The organism is SAR86 cluster bacterium (assembly GCA_023703615.1).
Lineage (GTDB): Bacteria > Pseudomonadota > Gammaproteobacteria > Magnimaribacterales > D2472 > MED-G85.
In genome coordinates this window covers 1100852-1124063 of record CP097971.1, presented here as the reverse complement: position 1 = coordinate 1124063, position 23212 = coordinate 1100852, and the positions used below count along the sequence as shown (strand labels likewise).

Below are 23212 nucleotides of genomic sequence, written 5' to 3'. Positions count from 1 at the left end.
TTATGATTTTTAGTATGACAGGATATGGCTCGTCAAAATACTCAAATAAAGGCGTTGAAATTTTTTGTGAGATAAAAACAGTTAATCATAGATTCCTTGAACTCTCATTGAAACCAAATGATATTGATAATAAGGTTGATTTATTTATAAGAAATTTAGTTTCCAAAAATATTAAAAGAGGAAGTGTTGATATTCGTTTCAAATTAAAGTTTCCATTATCAACAACTTATCATGTTGATAAACTTGCTCTTAAAAATTTACTACGAACAATAAAATCCATTGATGCTTTAAATTCATATGAAATAAATTTTTCAGATCTAAATGATGTTCCTGGAATAATAAGATCAGAGCAAAATATAAAAACTAATAAAGTCTTTATAAAAAATGTTTTCAAAAAAGCTTTATCCAACTTAATAAAAAATCGCTCAGATGAGGGATTGAAAATAAAAAATATAATCCTTAAAAAAATTAACATTATTCAAAATAATGTTATTAAAATTCAAAAGGCATTAAAAAAGCTTTCTATTAAAAGATCAAAATCTATTTTAAAAAAAGTAAGGGAAATATCATTTAAAATTGATAATGATAGATTAGAACAAGAGGTAGCAATACTTGCACTCAAACACGATGTTGCAGAAGAACTAGAAAGAATATCTTTCCATTTAATATCTTTAAAGAATGATATTTCCTTAAAAAAAGTCAGTGGAAAAAAAATTGACTTTATATTACAAGAACTTTTTCGAGAAACTAATACTTTATCGGTAAAATTAGATGATCCTACATATAAGAAACTCGGCTTAGAATCAAAGCTATTAGTTGAAGAAATGCGAGAACAAATACAGAATGTTGAGTAAAGAGGATAAAACAAGTTTATTCATTTTGTCTGCTCCATCAGGAACAGGTAAATCATCTCTTATAAAACATTTAATCCAAAGTGAAAAAAATATAGAACTATCTGTCTCTGCAACCACTAGACCACCACGAGATGGTGAGATAAATGCAGAGCATTATTTCTTTATTTCAAAAGAAGAGTTTGATGACCTTAAAAATAAGAATGCATTCTTGGAACACGCTATTGTATATAATCATCAATATGGAACTTTACGATCGTATGTGGAAAAAAAGATTAACGCTAATATTAATTTAATACTAGACATTGATACGCAAGGATTTAAACAAATCAAAGAAAGCAATATCGTTAGTACATCAATATTTATTTTGCCTCCAAGTATCATCGAGCTTGAAAAAAGACTTATTGAAAGAAATTTAGATTCTAATGATGTGATTAAATTAAGGCTTGAAAATGCAAAAAAAGAGCTAGATATGGCCTACGAATATGATTGCATTGTATTAAATGATGATTTTAATAGGGCATTTGAAGCATTAAAAAGTATTATTTTCTTTAAAAAAGAAATACAAGATGATACTCAAAATAAAAAGATATTAAGAGATTTGTTGTCTTAATGACCAAATAAGAACTAAAATACGCAATTAGGAGTTTAATATGGCTAGAATTACTGTAGAAGATTGTTTACAAAAAATACCAAGTAGATTTGATTTAATAATCATGGCATCAAAAAGGGCAAGACAGCTTGCAACAACTTCCAGAGACCCTCTTGTTGAATGGAATAATGATAAACCAACCTTGGTTGCACTTAGAGAGATAGAGGAAGGTCTTATAGATAACGAAATGTTAGAACAGACACTTGAAGAAGATCTTTTACTTGATGGTTTCTCTACTCCTATGAACCCCGAAACAGATAACAGTAACAATCGATAATTCTGTGGGAGGATCAATTTGAGTGAAAGAATTCTCCCAAACCACTTAATAAATAACTTTTCTCAAACTCAACTCTTAAATTTACCAAATAAAATTTTTAAGGCATCTTCTTCATACTTAAATTCAAAAGATATAAAAATCATTCAAAAAGCCTATACCTTTGCCTTTCATGCTCATGACGGTCAAAAAAGAAAAGATGGTTCAAAATATATAACTCATCCAGTTGAGGTATCTAACATTCTTTTGGATTTAAAGATGGATAGAGATTCTATTTGTTCTGCACTAATGCATGATGTTCTTGAAGATTGCAACGTACAAAAAACTAATCTCATCAAGCTTTTTAACGAAGATGTTGCAAATATTGTTGATGGAGTTAGCAAGCTTGGGAAAATTAAAATGAAGAATAAAGCAGAGAGAAATGCTAATAATTTTCAAAAAATGGCACTTGCAATGGCTAAAGATGTAAGAGTTATTCTTGTTAAACTCTGTGATAGGTTGCATAACATGCGAACAATAGAACACCTTCCAAGACATAAACAAATACAAATCTCAAAAGAAACATTGGAAGTTTATGGTCCACTTGCTCTTAGGGTAGGTATGCAAGATATTAGATCTGAACTTGAGGATAGAGCATTTAAATGTCTGCATCCCATGAGAGCTTCAATTTTAGAAAATGCTATAAAAAATTCTAGCGGTGGCAGAAAAAAAATTATTACAAAAATAAGAAAAGAGCTTAAATCACATCTTAAAAATAATGGTGTTTATGGACCAGCTGTGAAGGGAAGAGAAAAAAATCTTTATAGCATTTACAACAAAATAAAAACAAAACACAAACCCTTTTCAGAAATATTAGATGTTTATGGCTTCAGAATTTTAGTCGATTCTATTGATGATTGTTATAGAGCTCTTGGAGTTATTCATAATTATTTCTCACCAATAGAAAATAGGTTTAAGGATTATATTGCTATTCCTAAATCTAATGGGTATCAAGCATTGCATACAAGCTTACTCGCTTTAAAAGCATTTCCAATTGAGGTTCAAATTCAAACAAGAACCATGTGGGCAACATCTAATATGGGTATTGCTGCTCATTGGGGATACAAAACAAAGGACTCTCAACCAGGCAGTGAATTAAGAGCAAGAAAGTGGTTAAAAGGATTATTAGATCTTCACAAAAAATCATCTGATTCCATGGAGTTTGTTGAATCAATAAAGACTGATTTAGATTCAAGTGAAGTATATTTATTTTCACCAAAAGGGCATATTTATGGTTTAAAAACAGGAGCAACACCTATTGATTTTGCCTATGAGGTTCATACTGATTTAGGAGATAAAATCATTGGATGTAAGGTTAATAGAAGAGAGGCACCATTGAATATTGAATTACAAAGTGGACAAACTGTTGAAATCATTACCTCAAATGGCACTGTTGAGGCTGATCCGGTTTGGCTTAATTTTGTTGTAACCAGTAAAGCCAGAAGTGGAATTAGATCTAGACTTAGAAATCAAAAAGTCTCCTCAGCAAGAAAAGCTGGAAAAGTAATGTTAGAAACAGAACTTAAAAGAAGTGGATCAAGCCTTGCAGATTATAGAGGTAAAGTTTTGAAACAAGTATTATCCTCAATTGGAGTGACCTCACTTAACAAACTTCTCACTGACTTAGGACTAGGGAAAAGGACAGGTAATATTGTTGCGGAGAGATTTTATTCTGGTCTAAGAATAAGAAAGAAGAAAAAATTAGAAACGAATAATGCTTTAACAATAATTGATAATCACATTGAAGGAGTGTCTGTGGTATATGCAAAATGCTGTTCGCCAGTTTTTGGCGATAGTGTTATTGCACATTCTGATACGGACAGAGGTATAGTAATTCACCATAAGAAATGTAAAGGCGTATCTCCGTATATTGATAAAGATTCTAGATATCTAGATGCAAAGTGGGGAAAAAGCAAAAAAAATAATCAATATATAGCTAAGTTAAGTATAAGCACAGAAAATAAGGTTGGAGTTCTATCAGATTTAACATCAATTTTCACAAGAGCAGGTATTAATATTGATTCGGTTCAAACAAAAGACATTGATTCAAATTTTACTGGTTTTGATATGGGTATTGAAGTTACAGATTTAAATGAGTTAAACAAAATTTCACAAAAAGTTAGGTCTAAAAAATTTACCTCTAGCTGTATAAGAGTAATAAATGAAAAATGATAAAGATTCTCTTGGGTTTTTTCTGTACAATTGCATACTTAGAGAGTGCTACAAAAAATCTTGAGGATATTATGACCAAAGAAAGGGTTTATACTGAGAAAGCTCCAAAGGCAATTGGCCCATATTCACAAGGCATAAAATCAAATAATTTTTTATTCGTATCGGGTCAAATTCCTTTAGATCCAGTTACTAGTGAGTTAGTTGAGGGATCTATAAAAGACCAAGCCATCCAAGTAATAAGCAATCTCAGAAATATATGTTTAGAATCAAATTCTGATTTAAATGATATTGTAAAATTAACTATCTATTTAACAGATTTATCGAATTTTGCCGAAGTAAATGAACTAATGATGGAATATTTTAGTGAACCGTATCCAGCAAGAGCAACTGTTGAAGTCTCGGGTTTGCCATTGGGAGTAAGTATTGAAATGGATGCAATTGTTTCTTTAAATGATTAAAGACTTCTTATCAATTGAAGATCTCTCAAAAAAAGAAATTATTGAAATAATTGATTTTGCAAAACAATTTAAATCTGATGATGGATCTTTTAGAAAAGAAGATTTATTTCCCGACAAGACAATTGCAAATATTTTTTGTGAGCCTAGTACAAGAACAAAATCATCGTTTGAAATTGCTGCAAAAAATTTAGGATGCACAGTTATTGATTTCGATGTTGCTAGTTCATCAATTCAAAAGGGCGAATCAATATACGAAACAATTGATGCTCTTAGCTTAATGGGGGTAGATTTATGTGTTTTAAGGCATAAGGATTCAGTCATAAGAGAATTAGCACCTAATATGCAAGATATTATTTTTATAAATGCTGGCGAGGGTACTATTTCACATCCTACCCAAACACTAATAGACTTAATGACTATAAAAGACTATAAAAGTTCTTTAGATAACCTAAATATTTTGATTTTTGGTGATTTAGATCACTCAAGAGTTACAACCTCTTTTTGTGAAGGAATATCAAAATTTTCTTCAAATAATATTACATTTTCTGGAGAACCATCGATGTGTACTCAATATCAAAATAGTAATTTAGGAAAATATGAACCAAATTTAGATAAAGCAATTATTGATGCAGATGTAATCATGGCTTTAAGAATTCAACATGAGAGGTTTGAAACAGATACTAGTCTTAATCTTGATGAATATAAACAGTCTTTTGGATTAACTTCTGAAAGATTGGACTTGGCAAGAGGTGACGTAATTCTTATGCATCCTGGACCAGTTAATTTCATTGAAATTTCTGAAAATGTTTATAATTCAGATAATACAGTTATTAGAGAACAAATTGCCAATGGAGTAGCGATTAGAATGGCCGTTTTATCAAGATTTCTTTCTAGCTAAGGTTTTTTTTACTGTATCTACTATGGCAATGGTATTTTGATCAATTTCAATATTTACAAGGTCGTTTTTTTGAATAAAGTTTAAATTTGTTATTTCTAAAGTTTCCGGAATTAAATGAACTAGAAACGAGTTTTTATTAACTTTGCCAATAGTAATGCTGCATCCATTTATACCAATGTAGCCCTTTTCTAAGACATAATCTGAATATTTTTCATTAAGACTAATCTTAATATCTTTAATACCTTTCTTATTGACGATTTCAAGAATTTTTGCCGCATAGTGAACATGTCCAGACATCAAATGACCACCAATTTCAGTAGACGCGCTGATAGATCTTTCTAGATTAACAAAATCATTTTTACAGACATTTCTTAAATTTGTTCTTTTTAATGTTTCTTCGATGACATCAAATTTAAGAATTTTTGAACCTTTATTTTTCGAAGTTAAACAAACCCCGTTCACAGAAACACTGGCTCCCTTTTTAAGATTTTTTGTAAATTCTTTTGGATAAGAAATTTCAAGCACATTATAGTCTTCGAATTTTATGACTTTATTAACCTTTCCTGTTCCAACAACAATTCCAGAAAACATTTAGGCTCCCCATTTTTTTCTATATTCTATTAATTCATCCTGATATTTATGAAAATCTTTGTTTTCAGTTGAAAAACTAATCAATGTATCTAAATTGATTATAGATTGAACAAGAATTCCATAACTTTCTTGTATCTCATTTGCAGCAGATTTGCTACCCAAACCCTTTTCTTGTCTATCGAGACCAACTAGTATTATCTTTGGTATAGCTCCAATGTTATTGATGTTTTCAATTGATTCCCTAATTGCAGTTCCTGCTGAAATGACATCATCTATTATTAGTACGTTTCCTTTAGGAATTGCGCCAATTATATTTCCGCCTTCTCCATGATTTTTTATTTCTTTTCTGTTGAATGAAATTGGGTACTTTTTTCTATCTTTATTGAGATACATACCTAATAAAGTGCTTAAAAAAATTCCTTTATAAGCTGGTCCATAGATACAATCAAAAGAAGTTTGACAACCCTTGAGCGCTTCAGCATAGGACTCTGCAATGATACTAAGATCAATGCCATTTAACATTTTTGCAGCATTAAAAAAATATGGACTTTTTCTTCCAGATTTTAATGTGAATTCTCCAAACTCTAAAGCATTAGCCTCAAGAGCTAAATTGAGAAATTTTGATTGATAACCTTTCACTTACTATAAAGACGCCTTTTGTATTTTTATAATCTCAGAAATAGCTGAGGATCCTAGATCAAGCATATCATTAAGCTGTTTTTTAGTGAAAGCTGACGTTTCACCAGTTCCTTGAATTTCAATAAGCTCTAACTCTTCAGTCATGACTAAGTTTAAGTCTGTATCAGCACTACTATCCTCTTCATAATCAAGATCTAAAAGGACATTTCCTTTTACAACACCTAACGAAATAGCTGCAACAAAATTTTTTATAGCTCTTTGATCTTCATGAAAATTTTTTATGGCTTGAAATAAAGCTACACAACCTCCAGTAATTGAAGCTGTTCTAGTTCCACCATCTGCCTGGATAACATCACAATCAATATTAATAGTTTTTCCTTTAAGATATTTTAAATTGACAGCTTGACGAAGAGACCGTCCAATTAATCTTTGTATTTCTTGAGTACGTCCAGATTGCTTACCTCTTGCAGCCTCTCTTCCCATCCTTTCATTTGTTGATCTCGGTAACATTCCATATTCTGCTGTAACCCAACCTTCATCACTGTTTCTCATCCATCTTGGAACATTATTTTCAAAAGTTGCTGTGCATATAACTTTTGTATTACCAAAAGAGACTAAAACTGAACCCTCAGCATGAATATTAAAATCTTTTTCTATTGTTAACTTCCGATATTCGTCTGAATGTCTTTTATTGAATCTTTCCATAAGATCTAAAATAAATTTAGCTCAATTTATCCTTAACAATTTTACTTACTATACCCATATCTGCTTTGCCAGCAATAGAACTTTTTAGTATACCCATGACTTTTCCAATATCTTGCATTGAATTTGCTTGAGTTTCATTAATAGCCTTTTCAACTATCGAGACTATCTCTTCCTCAGTTAATTGCTTGGGCTTATATTTTGAGAGTACTGATACTTCATCTCTTTCTTTTTCTGCCAAATCAGATCTTCCACCTGCATCGAACTGATCAATAGAATCCATTCTTTGTTTAATCATTTTGTTAATAATTTGTAATACCTTTGAATCATCTGCAGGTTCTTTTGAATCAATTTCATACTTTTGCACTTCAGCCACAAACATTCTAAGCGTGTCTCGGACCATTATATTTTTCTCAAGCATTGCTGACTTGAGGTCATTTTTTATTTCTTGAAGAAGTGACAAAGTTACCTAAAAGATCTTAGTCTAGGATATGATCTTCTATTAGTCTTGCGAGCCCTTTTAACAGCTGCAGCCATTAATCTTTTTCTTTTTTCTGTTGGCTTTTCATAAAATTCTCTTGCTCTAATTTCTGGAACAATTGCAGCCTTTTCGCATGCACGCTTGAACTTTCTTAAACCAATGTCAAAATGTTCTGTTTCTTTTATTATAATTGAAGGCATAATGTGACGCGTAGTTTAAGCTGTGATTGGTATTTTTGCAAAACTTTTTTATGAAAACTTTAGGAATTGAAACATCTTGTGACGAAACGGCAATCGCCATATATGATTCTGAAAATGGAATTATAGGTGAGTCTATCTATAGCCAAAGTAAGATGCATGCTGCATATGGCGGTGTTGTTCCAGAATTAGCATCAAGAGATCATTGTTTAAAAATTGTAAACGTTTTGAAAGCAGCTCTTGGTGATATAAAACTTGCTGATATAGATCAAATATCATATACGTCTGGGCCAGGTCTGCTTGGCGCATTGTTAATAGGAGAAAGCTTTGCACAAGGATTGTCAGTTGCTTTGAAAATTCCACTAATCCCGATAAATCACCTTGAAGGACATTTGATGTCACCTTTGATGGAATTTCCAGAAATAAATACTCCATATATTTCTTTATTAGTAAGCGGAGGACATAGCATGATTGTAGATGTTATGGATAAAGGAAATTACGAAATACTTGGTCAATCAAAAGATGATGCTGTTGGTGAAGCATTTGACAAAGTTGCTAAGCTTTTAGATTTACCATATCCAGGCGGACCACAAATAGAAAAACTTGCACTGAAAGGTAATCCGGCTGCATTTAATTTTCCAAGACCTATGATTAATAGTGATAATCTTGATCTAAGTTTTAGTGGATTGAAAACTGCAGTTTTGTATAAATTAAAAGATTTTAAAAACCCTTCAGATGATATTAAGGCAGATATAGCAGCGTCTTTCCAACAAGCTGTCATTGATGTGCTATTAAATAAAATAAAAAAGACTGTTGAGAGCTCTAAAAGAAAAACAGTAATTATTGCAGGTGGAGTAGCTGCAAATAAATCTTTAAGAACAGCAATTAAAGACTTAGAAAACATAATGGATATAAAAGTATATTATCCATCTTTAAAATATTGTGGTGACAATGCAGCTATGATTGCATTTGTTGGCTCAATTAGATCATCTGTTAAAATTAAAAAAGAATCATCATTTGTTAGAGCCAGATGGCCGTTAACTGAGTTATCACTATGAAAGACATAATTTATATTAAAGACTTAAGAGTAAAAACTATAATAGGAATTTTTGATTGGGAGAGGAAAGTGAAACAAGAGGTAAGTATAGATTTAGAATTTCCATTTGATTGCAAAAAGGCAGCTAAGACTGATTCCATAGAAGATACAATTGACTATAAAGCTATTGCTAAAGGAGTTATTAAGTTTGTTGAAGATTCTTCATTTCAACTTCAAGAAACCCTTGCTGAAGAAATAGCATCTTTGGTCAAGAATAATTATGGTGTTAAATCTATCAGACTTCGAATATCAAAACCAGGAGCAATAAGAGGCTCTAAAGATGTTGGATTAATTATTACTCGATAATGAAGTATTATCTTTCCCTTGGCAGCAATATAAATGCGGAAGCAAATATTATTTTTGCAATACAAAAATTACAACGCATATTAGAAACAACTAAGTACTCATCTATTCATAAAACAAAAGCAGAAGGCTTCGAGGGCGATGATTTTTTAAATTTAGTTATGTGTGGTGAGACAAATATTTCCTTTGAAGAATTAAATAAAAAATTAAAAGCTATTGAGGATGAATCAGGCAGAAGAAGAGATATGCCAAAATTTAGTTCCCGTACTCTTGATATTGACATAATCTTGCAAATTGATGACGAAGAAATACTTTATGAAAGTAATGAAATAGAGAAGTATTCATTTGTTTCAGAGCCACTGAAAGAAATAATTTAAATGAATAGAAGTTTTTCAATAAGAAAAATTCATAGGTACTTAAGTATTTTTATAGCAATCCAACTTTTACTTTGGACAATTTCAGGGATATATTTTGCTTTTAATAAAATTGAACTTATTAGAGGAGAACAGTATCGCCTACCATTGGATAAAGAGTTCAGAATTTTTACTAGATTAGACCAACAAATTATTGAAGAAAATATTAATGGTATCAAAACATATAGCACATACCCTGATGGCAAAAAAATAAATGTTTTAACACAAGAAGAAGCATTAGTTATAGCAAAAATTAAAACTTCCCTAATTCCAATAAATGCAACTTTAATAACTGAAGATAGTGCTGGAAGTGAATATAGAGGCAGACCTTTACCACTGTATAAGATCTCTACTGATACAAAAGATAAAATTAATATATATGTTAATCCTATGACAGGCGATATATTATCAATAAGATCAGATTCTTGGAGGATCTGGGACTTTTTTTGGGCACTTCATATTATGGATTACAAAGATAGAGAAAATATAAACAATATTTTACTAAAAATATTTTCAATCTTAGCTTTAGTAACTTCAGTTTCAGGAATAGTATTATTTTTTAGTAGGAAATAATTTTTATTTAAGGTTGTTTTCTATGATTGACCAAGCGCCTTCAGATAAAGGATAAACTTTTAATCCTCTGTCTTCTGCATGCTTACTTGCAGCTGTTCCATCTCTAACTCTACCTAATATCCCTTGACAAATCGCAGCAACTTTAAACAAACTAAAAGCCATATAAAATTCCCAATTTTTAGATAAATCTTTACCTGTCATTTCAGAATACATGTCTCTATATTCAATTTCATTTGGGACACCAAGTTCCTTTAATTTCGGAAAATCATAAAAAACATTTTCAGTTCTCCATGTTAAGCAGTGATAACAAAAATCTGCAATGGGATGTCCTAACGTCGAAAGTTCCCAATCTAAAACTCCTATAACCTCTTGATCCCTCATGATCATATTATCAAGACGATAATCACCATGTACAATTGAGGTTTCGTCGTCATCAGGTATATTTTTGGGTAACCACTCAATAAGATTATTCATTGCATCAATGTTATCTGTTTCAGATGCTCGATATTGTTTTGACCATCTTGAGACCTGTCGAGCAACATAATTACCTGGCTTACCATAATCTTGCAATCCTATTTTTTGATAATCAATACTATGAAGAGCAGCAAGTGTTTTATTTTTATTTTTATAGACTTTTATTCTTTTTTCTTTTGATAGTGATGGTAGCATTGGGTCCCAGTATATGTCTCCATCTAAACAATCCATCATAAAAAAGGTTGTACCCGCAACATCTTCGTCCTCACACAAACCATATGTTTTTGGAACTGGTACGTCAGTGTTATGTAGTGCTGTAATAACTTTATATTCTCTATCAACCGCATGAGCTGAGGGTAAAAGTTTTCCAGGAGGCTTTCTTCTAAGAACTAAATTTTTATTTTTTGTAATTATTTTATAGGTTGGATTTGATTGACCGCCTTTAAACTGCTCTACAGAATCAATTGCTCCTGCATTCGGAACAAATTCATCAATCCATGGTTGTAATTTTAATAAATCGATTTTTAGATTATCTGCTACCGGCTTTGTACCAGAAAAAATTTTTTCATATCTCTCGGCATCTCTCATCATGATAATGATCTTCCACCATCAACTTTAATAATTTGACCAGTAACATACCTAGCACTAGCTAAAAACTTCACAGCATTTGCAATATCTTTTTCTGAACCCATTTTTTTTAATGGTATATTTGAAATAACCTTCTCTTTTTGTTCGCTTGTCCATTCTATTCCAGGTGGCTCAAGCATTGCGCCTGGAGCAATAGCATTAACGGTTATTTCTGGAGCCAGCTCTCTTGCTAAACCCTTAGTAATAGACTCTAGACCACCTTTTGCCGCAGAATATATAGAATAATTTGCAACTCCTTTGGATAAGTTAGTATCGGTGATATTAATTATAGAGCCTCCAGACTTTTTTAATTTATCTTTCAGTCCTCTTATAAGAAACAAGGGACCTTTTAAATTTGATCCAATTAATTTTGTCCAATGCTCCTCAGAAATTTCTTCAATGGGGGTAGGGTAAAAAGTTGAAGCATTGTTCACTAAAATATCAATCGAATCAAACATGCTTTTCGTTTCTTTAATTAACTTGTTTACATCATCATCTATATCTAAATTTGCCTGAACAATTTTTGCACTATCTGGATTTTTAGAGTTAATTTTTCTTGCAAGCTCCTCTGCATCGCTTCTTGATGAATTATAGTGAATAATGATATTCCAGCCTAAATTGGAATACGTTAGAGCAATTTCTTTGCCAATTCTTTTTGCACCGCCAGTAATTAATATTGTTTTATTCATTTAAGTTTCTTACAACCTGATTCAATAGTTTAATCTTTTCCCTAGAAATTTTCTCACTAGAAAATTTTGAAAGAATAGAGAAGTCTACCTTTTTTATGTTATCAAGCAACTTTGTGATTAGTAATTTTGATTTAGAAAGATTTGGTAATTCAATAAGTTGCTTAATTAAAGCCTCATCTCTTTTAAAAGGAATTTTATCTATTATATTAATCAGTTCTTCTTTGTTAGATTTTAGATCAATAACACAAAGTTTTTTTAATAACTCTTCTGCATGCAAAAAAGTATTTGGTATTGGAAGGTTTTTATTTAATTTGAATGCGTTATTTATTTGTAACTCTGACCATCTTATAAGAGGATTGTTACTAGTATTACAAAAACAGTTTTTTAAATTCTCAAGATATGGCATGTGCAGATTAAATTCTAAAAGTACTTCAAAAAAAATATTCGGATTTGATGATTTCAAAGATTTTTCAGTTTCTAACCAAACTCTGTTAGATGATAAATTGGATATTTCATTTGATTTTTCTATTTTTTTTAGCATTATTCTAGTTTCTTTAGCTATATAAAAGTTTCTTAGATGCTCGTAAGTATGAAATCTTGCCAATCTGATAGCTCTCAATGGATCCTCTTCAAAAGCTTCAGAAACATGCCTAAAGATCTTGTTTTTAATATCTGACATACCATCGAAAGGATCGATAAGCTTGCCTTTATCGTCTTTTGCTATAGCATTGATTGTTAAGTCTCTTCGAGAAAGGTCTTCTTCTAGAGTAATCTCTTTTCCATAGTGAAAATTAAATCCATGATAACCAACACCAATTTTTTTTTCAGTTCTTGCTAGAGCATATTCTTCATTAGTTTTTGGATGTAAAAAAACAGGAAAATCTTTTCCTATTGGCTTAAACCCATTAGCTATCATTTCTTCAGGAGACGATCCAACAACAACCCAATCTTTATCAACTGGGTCTATTCCAAGAATTGAATCTCTTACAGCACCACCAACTTCATATATTTTCATTTTTTCTTAACATGAAATTTCTTTTTATCTTCTAATCTTACAGCTGTTAATTTTTTCCCCCAAACACAACCTGTATCAACTCCTATTATATTATTCAAATTAGTTTTACCTTCAAGTGCAGCCCAATGGCCAAAAACAATGAATTCATTATCTTTTAATCTTTTATATGTTTCATTAAACCATGGCACATGACCCTTTTTCTTTTTTGCGTCTTTAGTCTTAAGTTTAAGAGCTCCGTTTTTAGATAAGAATCTCATTCTTGTAAAATAATTAATAATCACCCTTAATCTTTTATAACCTTTCAATTTACTTTCCCAAATCGATGGCTTGTCTCCCCACATATTTTTTAATAACTTGGTAGCATCATTTTTTAAGCTGCTGGTAACTTCTTCAGAAAGTTTCTTAGCAGTTTTAAAATCCCAGAAGAATGGTATACCAGCATGTGATACCCAGAAAGTTTCATTAGTTTCTTTAATATTAATTTTAATAAGCAAAGGTAAGCTTTTTAACCACGAATTAATTTTATTAATTTTTTTAGATGAGAGCACTTTTTCAAGAGATTTATCTTTTTTATTAAACTCAATTAAATAAAGCAAATAAAAATCATGGTTTCCAAGAACAGCTCTTACGCATTTTTTGTTTTTAAGGCAGAAATTCAAAACTTCTAAAGATTCATTGCCTCTATTAACTAAATCACCAGCAAATATTAATTTATCCTTAGCTTTGTTAAATTTTATTTTTTTTAAAAGCAGCATGAGTTCTTTAAAGCAACCTTGAACATCTCCAACTACATAATTTGCCATTTTAGTCTTTAAAAATATTTGCTAATTTAAAATATTTACTAAGATCAATTTCCTCTGGTCTTAAATTTTGATCAATTCCTATTTCTTCAAAACATATATTTAAGTTTTTTAAATTATTTTTTATATTTTTTCTTCTTGAGGCAAAAGACATGTCTACCACTTTAAAAAAATTTTCTATTAGTTCTTTTTTATAGCTGATATTTTTTGGAGACATTCTTATGAATGATGAGGTTACTTTTGGTTTTATGTCAAAAGCTGTTGGCGAGACATCAAATAAAATTTCAGAGTCAAAAAATGCAGATAATTTTAATCCAAGCTTGCCCCAATTTTTTGAACCAACACTTCCAGTAATTCTTTGTGCCACCTCTTTTTGAACAAGAAAATGAGCATCTATTATGTCATTTGAATAAGTAATTAAATTCAAAATTATTTGTGTAGAAATGTTGTAGGGTAGGTTTCCTACAATTCTATATTTGTTTTGTTTTAGGAAATCTAATGATTCTTTCAGGATGTCACCTTGAACAAATTTTAAGTTGCTTGGCCCATTAATTTCTTTTGATAAGTAATCAATGTTTTTTTTATCTATATCCATAGCAATAATTGTTATATTTTTTTGGTTTAAAACTTTAGTTAAAGCTCCTTTTCCAGGGCCTATTTCAAAAAAATTATCACCATTACAAATATTTATCGATTTTTGCATTTCATAAAGTACAACAGGATCAATTAAATAATTTTGACCAAACTCCCTTCTAATATTTTTTGTATTCATTTAATTAGCTTTGCTGCTATTTTTATAGCTTCTTTCAAAGAGGATTCATCACTTTTTTTTGATCCAGCTATATCTAAGGCTACACCATGATCTACCGAAGTTCTTATAATTGAGGTACCAAGGGTTATATTGAAAGATTTCCCAAAGCTAAGAGCTTTAAGAACTGGTAAAACTTGATCGTGGTACATACCAAAATATGCGTCTGTTGACATTAAGTTTTTTTTTGTGAAAGCAGTATCTGCAGATATTGGGAGGGATACGTTAATATTTTTACCTCTAAGATATTTTGCAGTCGGAATTAGAATACTCTTTTCTTCTTTGCCAATTTTACCATTTTCTCCAGAGTGAGGATTGAGACCGAGCATTTTAATTTTAGGATTTTTTATATTAAATTTATTTTTGAGTTCCTCATGAAGGATTTGTATTTTAGTCATTAAAAGCTTTTTAGTGATTTTCTTAGGAACATCTTTTAATGGAATATGTGTTGTAGCGAGTGCAACTTTAAGTTTTGATGAAGCTAACATCATAAGAACACTTTTGCTATCAGTCTTTTCTTTAATTCTTTCAGTATGCCCTGTAAAATTTTTATATTTGTGTATTACATTTTCTTTACTAATAGGCCCTGTTACCAAAGCAGTTCTTTTATTATTTTTTGAATAATTTATTGCAAAATCTAGATTTTCAATAACATAGGATGCATTTATTTTTTTCAGTTTTCCCGGTTGAGTATCTTTGCAAACTGATACAAAGAAAATTTGAAGTGTGTTCTTTTTATTTCTTTTAGCATTATTTATATCTTTAAGTTCATCAATATTGATTTTAATTCCCAACACTTTTGCTCTATCTAATATTAATTTACTGTCAGCAATACATACTATTGGTAATTTTAAGTTTCCCCAAAAATTTAGGCTACAAAGTTTTATAACCAGGTCAACTCCAATTCCTGATGGTTCCCCAGGTGAATACAATATGGTTTTCAATCTAGATCTTTAAATTCTACAAAAGCTTCAGCTCTCATTGATCTGAGAGTATTTTCAAGCTCTTCATCAAACTTTCTTTCAAAAAGTACGTTATACGCTCTATCATTTATTAGCTCATCAGTCATATCATGATTTCTTCTTCCAAGAACTTCAAGAAAATGATAGCCAAATTGAGATTCAAAAACTTCAGATAGCTCTCCTATGGCTGTAGCTAACATTGTTTTTTCAAAATTTTCATCAAGTACACCCATACCAAGCCAGTCAAGGTCGCCTCCGAGTTTAGACGAGCCTGGATCTTCAGAAAATTCTTCAGCTAAAATTGCAAAATCTTCACCTTTAAGTATTCTGTCTCTTATTTCTGAAAGTTCTTTAATAGTTGTTTCATCATCTCGTATTGCTGAAGGTATCATCAAAATATGTCTAGTCCACCATTGGTCTTCATATTGAACGAGTTCTCCTCTTTTGTTTTCAAGTTTCAATATGTGGAAACCTGCACCACTCTGAAGAGGTTCAGAGATATAACCAACTTTTTTATTAGCTAAATCATTTGCAAATAATTCAGGCATATCAGATGGTTTTCTCCAGTCAATTATTCCTCCACTTGAGGCATTTCTAGCTATTGATATATCTTTGGCAATATCAGAAAAATTCTCACCATTTGTTATTCTTTCTAGGGCTTCTAAAGCAATATCATTTGTCTCAACAAGAATTTGCTTAACTAACAATTCTGGTTGTAAGGCTTTGATAGATTCATCTGTTGCAAGAAATGCTTCAAATTCTTGTTCGGTTATATCAATTTCAGAATTTACCCTTCCTCTTTGAATTCTTTGAATAATCATTTCTTTTCTTACATCCTCTCTAACTTCTTCGTAATTACCTCCAGTAGACTCAATGTAGTTGATAAATTCTTGAAGCTCCATTCCATTATTAGATGCTAACCTTATAAAAGTTTGATTTAGCTCAGAATCACTTATTCTTACACCAGCTCTATCAGCCAGTTGTAACTGGAGTTCTTCAATAATCAATTTTTCAGTTATCTGAGTTTTTAACTCACTTACAGGTGGTTTTGGTATATTTTGCTCATCATATCTTTGAACTATGGCCTCATAATTTTTTGTTATTTGAGACTCCATCACTACACCATCATCAACAATAACAGCAATTCTGTCTAAAACTTCAACTTTAGACAATAAAGGTATTGATAAGGTAAACAAGACTAAAAATGTATTTTTCATATTAATATTAGTAATTGAAGAGGGAATTATTAAATAAATTACGATTTTTATCAAAAGAAGAGTTAAAACCTTTCAATTTAAATTCAAAATTAATTCTACTTTTATTTTCTATTTCAATTATGTTATCCCATGCTTCATTAATATAAAGATAATTCATATCAGAATTTGCTTGGTTATATCTCGTAAAATTCTTGTCACTAGCGGTTAGATTAAATGCAAAACAGCAGTTTTCATATCCAAAACCAGCAACAGTTTCAATGTTTTTATCATATTTATTATCTCTTTTTATCTTTGCAATAAATTTAAATTTTTCAGAAATTTTTATATCTGAAAAGATTTCAGAATAATTAAGTACTACGTTAAAATCTCCTGACATTCTTCTATATCTTTTTGCAAAACCAAAAGTATTTTTATTAAATTTAGCTTTATAACTAAGTGCTGCCATCATCAATTGGTCTTTATCATTTTGATAGCCTGCATAACCCATTAACATTTGATTCATTTTTGGCATCCAGCTAGACATAAATACTATTGGCCCTTTTTTACTGCCTATCATTGCCATATGACCCATTTTTAAATGAACTTTAGGATCTTCAAAGTAGGTTTTTTGTGAAATTGACATATTAAGTTTTGTGATGCCCATTTGAATTTTTTGATACCTAAGACCAATGGTATAAAATTTTTGATCACCAATCCTATCCATACCAACAAACCTTTCATTATTAAACAACTGATTATTTTTATCCAAATCATAAGTATCAAATATAGGATTAGAACTTTGATTTTCATAAGATGAATATCCAATAACTAATCTGGGTTCAATTAAAGAAATGGAATTATTTTTTTCTTTTTTAAAAAAAAGCGAATCGATGTCAATTAATACTTGTGGTACTGAAACATTTTGTGCCTTTGTATTCGAGCTATCTAAATCATAAAAAATACTTTTTACATCAAAGTTAGTTTTGAAATTTATATTTTTGTAATTAAATTTATTTGTTGCAGATATTTTAATATAAGTTCTCCTTCCTTCTGAAGGATTGTTAATTAATTTTAAATATTGTCCATTCATAGTTTGAAAACCATAAAAACCATGAATTTCATTTGCTTTAAAATAAGAAGTATTTATTAATCCTTCGAGGTAGTAGTTTTTAAAGTTAAATATCTTATTAAACTCTATCTCTGGAGATTTTTTATATCCATTTGTTAGAATTGGATTGAGGGTTTGAAAACCAATATGATTTATTGAGAGCATTGAATTTTTAAAATATGTTTTTATTTTTATATTCTGGTGCAAGTTAGTACTTCTTTGAGAACCAATTGAAGTAATTTCACCAGGAATGTCACTTAATACCAATGAATCAGATGATTTTGCCCAATCAATATTTACTTTTGAGTTATTAAAATTAAATTGGTCTTTAAACAAAAAAGCCCATCTAGAATCAAAGTTCTCAACGTTTTGTTTTTTAAATTCATCATCTTCATCAAAGTAAATAAGATCCAGTTTTCTTAAATTACGAGTTTTTCCGTGAGCTTTGCGATAATTAGTCTCCAAGCCAACACCCCTATCTGATATATTTCTTGGTGCAATTGTTATGTCAGATGAATCTGAAATGACTTTGTAGTAGGGAATCATAAAATCTAAACCGTCTGAAGAAAATGACAAAGAAGGTTCTAAGAATCCTGACATTCTCTTATTTGATGTTGCGAAGGGGATAATTGGAAGTCTGATCAATGTTCGGTCTAGTAAATCTATTTTTACTCTTTTAGCGACACCACGATTTTTATCGGAATTTACAACTATTTCTTTTGCAGATAGTTTCCAACCTTGGGAAGCATCAAAACAGGAAGTAATGTTTACATTTTCAAAATATATAGAATCTTCTAAACTTCCTTTAAGAGATTTAAAATTAAAGATAAGATTACTGTCTTTAAAAAAAACTTCACCATCTTCTAATGAAAGTGACTCATTTTCTTTAATAAAATCACCACTTTCAGCTGCAAAAACGTATTTCTCTAAAAAAAGTGACCCCCCATTCTTAAAGATAATTTTTGAATTTTGTTTATCAAGATTTGCATAATTTGTTAACAAAAGACCATTTTTAAAATCAATCTCAACGTTCTCATTTAATATCATCAAATTTTCATCGGTTAAATCAAATTTTTTAGAGTTAATTTTATAATTTTCATTATTGACCTCACCTAGATATGGGGAATAACTAAAACAAGAATTATTTGTGTCGCTATTTTCAATGAAATTCAAAACAGATTTTTGTGCGCTGACATGAAATGAAAATATAACCAACAGCAAAAGATTTATTTGATGAATTAATCTTTTCATATATATATTTTATACTTTTTATCTTTGATAGGTTATTTGGTTAAAAGTTTTATATTTAACGATTATTTATATATTCTTCTAATTGATATAAGTGGTCTTTACCAAAAAAAATCTGATCATCAATCAAAAAAGTGGGAATACCAAAAGCTCCACTTTCAACGGCCCAAGATGTATTTGCTATTAATTTGTCTTTGCATTCCTGTGTTTGGATCATATTAAAGATTGTCTCGTGATCAATACCATCATCATTAAGGGCTTTCTTAAGCACATCTAATTCTTGTATATTTAAATCTTTTTCCCACATTGCTGTCATCGTACATTCAATATATTCCATCAAGATTCCCAGCTTCTCTGCAGCTACTGCACCCCTCTGAATATTCAATGAATTTTGAGGAAAGTATGAATTATTCTTAAATTTTGTTAGTTTGTGTTTTTCGATGAATCTGTTTATTTCAGTAAAAAAATAGTCTGCCTTGTTCTTTACGTTTGCTGTTGCGATTAATGGAGGAGTATTGTTTGTTAGTTTAAATATACCTCCAGCAAGACAAGGAATATAATTAAATTTTGCCCCAGTTCTTTTTTCAAACCAAGGAACTACCTTATGGGCTAAATATCCATTTGGAGTCGCTACGTCATAAATAAAGTCTACTTTCATTTCTATTAACAATTTTGTAAAGTAAAGCAATTAAACACTTTTATGAAAGATTTTTCAAAATATTCTGCGATTATAATTGGAGCCGGAGATGCCACTGGCACAGCATTGACAAAAAAATTTGCAAGTCATGGTTACAAAGTTTGTCCAGTAAGAAGGCCAAGAAATATTGATAAATTAAATATATTGTCAGAAGAAATAAATAAGTCCGGAGGTTGGTCAAAAGGTTTCGGTGTAGATGCAAGAGATGAAGAAGCAGTCAAACAACTCTTTATTGATGTTGAAGAAAAAGTCGCTCCAATTCATGTAGTAATTTTTAATCCAGGTGCAAATGTATTTTTCCCGATAGAAGAAACGACATCTAGAGTTTTTAAAAAAGTTTGGGAAATGGCAGCTTTTAGTGGTTTTTTAACTGGTAGAGAAGCTGCGAAGTATATGAAAAAAAGAGGCGAAGGCAGTATATTTTTTACCGGTGCAACGGCATCACTTAGGGGTAGTTCTGGCTTTTCTGCCTTTTCGAGTGCAAAATTTGCCCTGAGAGCAGTGGCACAAAGCATAGCAAGAGAGCTTGGGCCTCAGGGTATACATGTTGCTCACTTTATAATTGATGGCGCAATTGATACAGCATTTATAAAGGAAAACTTTCCAGAAAGATATGCACTTAAAGAAAAAGACGGTATTCTGTGCCCAGAGCACATCGCAGAGACCTATTGGAACATTCATACTCAAAGGAGGACTGCATGGACTCATGAAATAGATTTAAGACCCTACATGGAAAAATTTTAATTTTAATAAGGAAAAAAAATGAGTTTAAAAGATAAAGTAATTTTTATATCTGGTGGTAGCAGAGGTATTGGACTTGCTATGGCAAAAAAGGCCGCTATTGATGGAGCTAAAATTGTAGTTGCTGCTAAAACAAGTGAGCCCCATCCCAAGCTTCCCGGAACTATATTTACTGCTGCTGATGAAATTATTGAAGTTGGTGGAGATGCCTTACCAATGGTCTGCGACATTAGAGATGAAGATAACGTTAGAGATTGTATTAATAAAGCTGTAGAACATTTTGGCGGCATAGATATATGCATTAACAATGCTTCGGCAATTCAACTAACTAATGTGACTGATACCGAAATGAAAAGATATGATCTTATGCATCAAATTAATGGAAGAGGGACTTATATGGTAAGTAAATATTGTTTACCTCATTTAGAAAAATCAGAGAATCCTCATATTTTAAACATATCGCCGCCACTTGATATGAGTACTAAATGGTTTTCAGGTACCGTTGCATACACTATGGCAAAATATACTATGAGTATGTGTGTGCTTGGTATGGCTGGTGAATTTGCAGAAAAAGGAATTGCTGTAAATGCTTTATGGCCTAGAACTGCTATTGCTACAGCTGCTGTTCAAAATCATCTTGGCGGTGATGAAATTATGAAGCTATCAAGAAATGTGGATATTATGGCAGATGCTGCATATGAAATTTTAACCAAAGATTCAAAATTATTTACTGGAAATTTTTGTATAGACGATTTAGTTTTACTTGAAGCAGGAGTAAAAGATTTTACCAAATATGCAAAAGTTCCTTTCGCAGAACTTATGCCAGATTTTTTTGTACCAGATGACACACCACTTCCAGATGAAGTAAAAAACAGTTAACTTGAAAGAATCCGAAGTAATTCAACTTGCAAAGAATTGTGGTTTTTCAGTTACCAAAGCTAAAGCTTTAAAACTTGAAGCAAGTGGCAGAGAGTATTACAGAATAAATTTAACGCCAAATGAAACTAAAGTTTTATGTTACCTAAATCCAAAAAATGGAGACCATGAGAATTTTCTTCATGTTTCCAATTTCTTTTTTAAGGAAAAAATAAAGTCGCCTAAGATTTTTTATTTTAATAATAATAAAGGTATAACTATTCAAGAGGATCTTGGCGACAAATGTCTTATTGATTTAGATTTATCATCTAATAGCAAAAAAATAATTAAAAAGTCATTAACACTGCTTGCAAAAATACAAAAAGCTAATATTCCACAAATCCCTATACTAAAATCGGATGATCTTATTGTTCAAATGCATAAATTTAATGAAGAGTTTTTAAATAATTTCTTGGGCGTGCTACCCCATAATGATATTGATAAATTACAAAATGAAGCAGTTAAGGAACTAGCTAAACAGCCATGGATGAATTGTCATTGTGACTTTGAGAGACGAAATTTAATAAAACATGATGATGCAATCGCTGTAATTGATTTTCAAGATCTATCTAGGGGCCCAATTGGAATTGATCTCGCAGGATTAATTATTGATCACTATGTAAAATATTCAGATAACATGATTTCAAGTTGCCTTGATCATTATTGTTATTTAATGAAATTTGAATTAAATTCAAAAGAAATATTTGAATGGGTTAGGTGGGGTGCAATTCAAAGAAACATGAGAATACTCGGCACTCTAAGTAGCTTATATATTAGTAAAAATCGATCTTTTAGACTAAAAGATTTGCCAATGATTCTTAACAATTTAATTGATCTGATCCCTAAAAAATATGTATCTCTTAAAAATCATTTTTGTTCTGATGTGCAATCACAACTTTTAAATAAACTAAATCAGATATGAAGACTATGATTCTTGCTGCAGGTTATGGCAAAAGATTATTGCCAGTAACAAAAGAAATTCCAAAGCCTTTATTAAAAGTTTCTAATAAGACTCTAATTCAAAGAAATATAGAGACATTAATAGATTCTGGTTTTGATGAAATAGTAATAAATATTTCATATTTAGGATCTATGATCATAGAGCATGTCAGAAAATGTTTTCCGTCAGTTAATATTAAATTTTCGCAAGAAGAGATCCCTCTTGGAACTGGTGGAGGTGTTATGAAAGCATTAGATATTCTTGGAAAAGATCCTTTTTTATTGATAAATTCTGACATTTTTCATGACATTAACATTAAAGATCTAAAACAATATACTGAAAAAGCTCATATTGTTGGAGTTTCAAATCCAAATCATAATCTTAATGGAGATTTTTCTCTTGATGGCAACAAAGTTGTGATTAAAAAAGACCAAAATGATCTTACTTGGAGTGGCATATCCATAATTAATCCATGTATTTTTGACGATGTTAAAAAAAAGGAGGGCGCTTTTGACATGTGGAATTCAGTTTTAAAAAAATATATACAGAATCAGTGCGTAACAGGCGAAGTAACTAAAAGGAATTGGATAGATACAGGAACAATAGAGCGGTTAGAACTTGCTAATAATTTTTATAAAGACGAAAATTAGCAT

The 23212-nt window shown here is 30.6% G+C and carries 28 protein-coding genes; 14 read left to right on the top strand and 14 right to left on the bottom strand.

Going from position 1 to position 23212, the window contains the following annotated elements:
• Positions 1-2 precede the first annotated feature (2 nt).
• The 6 genes from M9C80_05820 (at position 3) to M9C80_05795 (ending at position 5344) form a co-directional block, all read left to right on the top strand.
• A complete protein-coding gene (locus tag M9C80_05820) occupies positions 3-854 on the top strand; it encodes a YicC family protein (GenBank protein URQ69450.1) in 852 nt (283 codons plus the stop codon).
• Complete coding sequence (gene gmk / locus M9C80_05815; GenBank protein URQ69449.1) at positions 844-1464, top strand: guanylate kinase; 621 nt, start codon at positions 844-846, stop codon at positions 1462-1464. The genes M9C80_05820 and gmk overlap by 11 nt, the downstream gene beginning before the upstream one ends.
• Positions 1465-1504: 40 nt before the next feature.
• Positions 1505-1780, top strand: a complete 276-nt coding sequence (rpoZ, locus tag M9C80_05810; protein ID URQ69448.1) for a DNA-directed RNA polymerase subunit omega — start codon at positions 1505-1507, stop codon at positions 1778-1780.
• A gap of 18 nt (positions 1781-1798) precedes the next feature.
• Complete coding sequence (locus M9C80_05805; protein URQ69447.1) at positions 1799-3988, top strand: bifunctional (p)ppGpp synthetase/guanosine-3',5'-bis(diphosphate) 3'-pyrophosphohydrolase; 2190 nt, start codon at positions 1799-1801, stop codon at positions 3986-3988.
• 71 nt (positions 3989-4059) lie between these two features.
• Positions 4060-4446, top strand: a complete 387-nt coding sequence (locus M9C80_05800; protein URQ70209.1) for a RidA family protein — start codon at positions 4060-4062, stop codon at positions 4444-4446.
• Positions 4439-5344 (top strand): aspartate carbamoyltransferase catalytic subunit, encoded by a 906-nt coding sequence (locus M9C80_05795; protein URQ69446.1) that lies wholly within the window; start codon positions 4439-4441, stop codon positions 5342-5344. The genes M9C80_05800 and M9C80_05795 overlap by 8 nt, the downstream gene beginning before the upstream one ends.
• On the opposite strand, the gene M9C80_05790 is transcribed toward M9C80_05795, so the two are convergent.
• The 5 genes from M9C80_05790 to rpsU are packed head-to-tail and all read right to left on the bottom strand — an operon-like array spanning position 5324 to position 7957.
• Positions 5324-5935 (bottom strand): riboflavin synthase subunit alpha, encoded by a 612-nt coding sequence (locus tag M9C80_05790; protein URQ69445.1) that lies wholly within the window; start codon positions 5933-5935, stop codon positions 5324-5326. The genes M9C80_05795 and M9C80_05790 overlap by 21 nt on opposite strands.
• Positions 5936-6574, bottom strand: coding sequence for an orotate phosphoribosyltransferase (gene pyrE / locus M9C80_05785; protein ID URQ69444.1), 639 nt, complete (start codon positions 6572-6574; stop codon positions 5936-5938).
• A gap of 3 nt (positions 6575-6577) precedes the next feature.
• Positions 6578-7279, bottom strand: coding sequence for a ribonuclease PH (rph, locus tag M9C80_05780; protein URQ69443.1), 702 nt, complete (start codon positions 7277-7279; stop codon positions 6578-6580).
• Positions 7280-7295: 16 nt separating this feature from the next.
• Positions 7296-7739, bottom strand: coding sequence for a GatB/YqeY domain-containing protein (locus M9C80_05775; GenBank protein URQ69442.1), 444 nt, complete (start codon positions 7737-7739; stop codon positions 7296-7298).
• 2 nt (positions 7740-7741) lie between these two features.
• Positions 7742-7957 (bottom strand): 30S ribosomal protein S21, encoded by a 216-nt coding sequence (rpsU, locus tag M9C80_05770; protein URQ69441.1) that lies wholly within the window; start codon positions 7955-7957, stop codon positions 7742-7744.
• Positions 7958-8007: 50 nt separating this feature from the next.
• Between rpsU and tsaD the strand changes: the two genes are divergently transcribed.
• From tsaD to M9C80_05750, 4 genes are read left to right on the top strand one after another with little or no spacing between them, the layout of a single operon-like run.
• Positions 8008-9012, top strand: a complete 1005-nt coding sequence (gene tsaD / locus M9C80_05765; protein ID URQ69440.1) for a tRNA (adenosine(37)-N6)-threonylcarbamoyltransferase complex transferase subunit TsaD — start codon at positions 8008-8010, stop codon at positions 9010-9012.
• On the top strand, positions 9009-9356 hold the full coding sequence (folB, locus tag M9C80_05760) for a dihydroneopterin aldolase (GenBank protein ID URQ69439.1): 348 nt from the start codon (positions 9009-9011) through the stop codon (positions 9354-9356). Before tsaD ends, folB begins: the two co-directional genes overlap by 4 nt.
• Positions 9356-9730: a 2-amino-4-hydroxy-6-hydroxymethyldihydropteridine diphosphokinase gene (folK, locus tag M9C80_05755; GenBank protein ID URQ69438.1), complete on the top strand. Its 375-nt coding sequence runs from the start codon at positions 9356-9358 to the stop codon at positions 9728-9730. The genes folB and folK overlap by 1 nt, the downstream gene beginning before the upstream one ends.
• Positions 9731-10339, top strand: a complete 609-nt coding sequence (locus M9C80_05750; protein URQ69437.1) for a PepSY domain-containing protein — start codon at positions 9731-9733, stop codon at positions 10337-10339.
• A 3-nt stretch (positions 10340-10342) separates the two neighbouring features.
• On the opposite strand, the gene M9C80_05745 is transcribed toward M9C80_05750, so the two are convergent.
• From M9C80_05745 to M9C80_05705, 9 genes are read right to left on the bottom strand one after another with little or no spacing between them, the layout of a single operon-like run.
• The gene (locus tag M9C80_05745) at positions 10343-11404 is read right to left on the bottom strand and encodes a phosphotransferase family protein (protein ID URQ69436.1); all 1062 of its coding nucleotides are present in this window, start codon (positions 11402-11404) and stop codon (positions 10343-10345) included.
• Complete coding sequence (locus M9C80_05740) at positions 11401-12129, bottom strand: pteridine reductase (protein ID URQ69435.1); 729 nt, start codon at positions 12127-12129, stop codon at positions 11401-11403. Before M9C80_05740 ends, M9C80_05745 begins: the two co-directional genes overlap by 4 nt.
• Entirely contained in the window at positions 12122-13144 is a 1023-nt protein-coding gene (locus tag M9C80_05735; protein ID URQ69434.1) for a tRNA nucleotidyl transferase, read from the bottom strand. The genes M9C80_05740 and M9C80_05735 overlap by 8 nt, the downstream gene beginning before the upstream one ends.
• On the bottom strand, positions 13141-13947 hold the full coding sequence (locus M9C80_05730) for a symmetrical bis(5'-nucleosyl)-tetraphosphatase (protein ID URQ69433.1): 807 nt from the start codon (positions 13945-13947) through the stop codon (positions 13141-13143). The genes M9C80_05735 and M9C80_05730 overlap by 4 nt, the downstream gene beginning before the upstream one ends.
• Before the next feature lies 1 nt (position 13948).
• Positions 13949-14716 carry a 16S rRNA (adenine(1518)-N(6)/adenine(1519)-N(6))-dimethyltransferase RsmA gene (rsmA, locus tag M9C80_05725; GenBank protein ID URQ69432.1) on the bottom strand — a complete coding sequence of 256 codons (768 nt, stop codon included), beginning with the start codon at positions 14714-14716 and terminating at the stop codon, positions 13949-13951.
• The gene (gene pdxA, locus M9C80_05720) at positions 14713-15696 is read right to left on the bottom strand and encodes a 4-hydroxythreonine-4-phosphate dehydrogenase PdxA (GenBank protein URQ69431.1); all 984 of its coding nucleotides are present in this window, start codon (positions 15694-15696) and stop codon (positions 14713-14715) included. Before pdxA ends, rsmA begins: the two co-directional genes overlap by 4 nt.
• Entirely contained in the window at positions 15693-16931 is a 1239-nt protein-coding gene (locus tag M9C80_05715; GenBank protein ID URQ69430.1) for a peptidylprolyl isomerase, read from the bottom strand. Before M9C80_05715 ends, pdxA begins: the two co-directional genes overlap by 4 nt.
• A 7-nt stretch (positions 16932-16938) precedes the next feature.
• Complete coding sequence (gene lptD / locus M9C80_05710; protein URQ69429.1) at positions 16939-19269, bottom strand: LPS assembly protein LptD; 2331 nt, start codon at positions 19267-19269, stop codon at positions 16939-16941.
• 55 nt (positions 19270-19324) lie between these two features.
• Complete coding sequence (locus tag M9C80_05705) at positions 19325-19924, bottom strand: 2-hydroxychromene-2-carboxylate isomerase (GenBank protein ID URQ69428.1); 600 nt, start codon at positions 19922-19924, stop codon at positions 19325-19327.
• A 42-nt stretch (positions 19925-19966) separates the two neighbouring features.
• Here M9C80_05705 and M9C80_05700 point away from each other — a divergent pair, with 42 nt between their 5' ends.
• The 4 genes from M9C80_05700 to M9C80_05685 are packed head-to-tail and all read left to right on the top strand — an operon-like array spanning position 19967 to position 23209.
• Positions 19967-20707, top strand: coding sequence for an SDR family NAD(P)-dependent oxidoreductase (locus tag M9C80_05700; GenBank protein ID URQ69427.1), 741 nt, complete (start codon positions 19967-19969; stop codon positions 20705-20707).
• An 18-nt stretch (positions 20708-20725) separates the two neighbouring features.
• Positions 20726-21583 carry an NAD(P)-dependent oxidoreductase gene (locus tag M9C80_05695; protein URQ69426.1) on the top strand — a complete coding sequence of 286 codons (858 nt, stop codon included), beginning with the start codon at positions 20726-20728 and terminating at the stop codon, positions 21581-21583.
• Between the two features lies 1 nt (position 21584).
• Positions 21585-22541, top strand: a complete 957-nt coding sequence (locus M9C80_05690; protein ID URQ69425.1) for a phosphotransferase — start codon at positions 21585-21587, stop codon at positions 22539-22541.
• Positions 22538-23209 carry a nucleotidyltransferase family protein gene (locus M9C80_05685; GenBank protein URQ69424.1) on the top strand — a complete coding sequence of 224 codons (672 nt, stop codon included), beginning with the start codon at positions 22538-22540 and terminating at the stop codon, positions 23207-23209. The genes M9C80_05690 and M9C80_05685 overlap by 4 nt, the downstream gene beginning before the upstream one ends.
• Positions 23210-23212 lie beyond the last annotated feature (3 nt).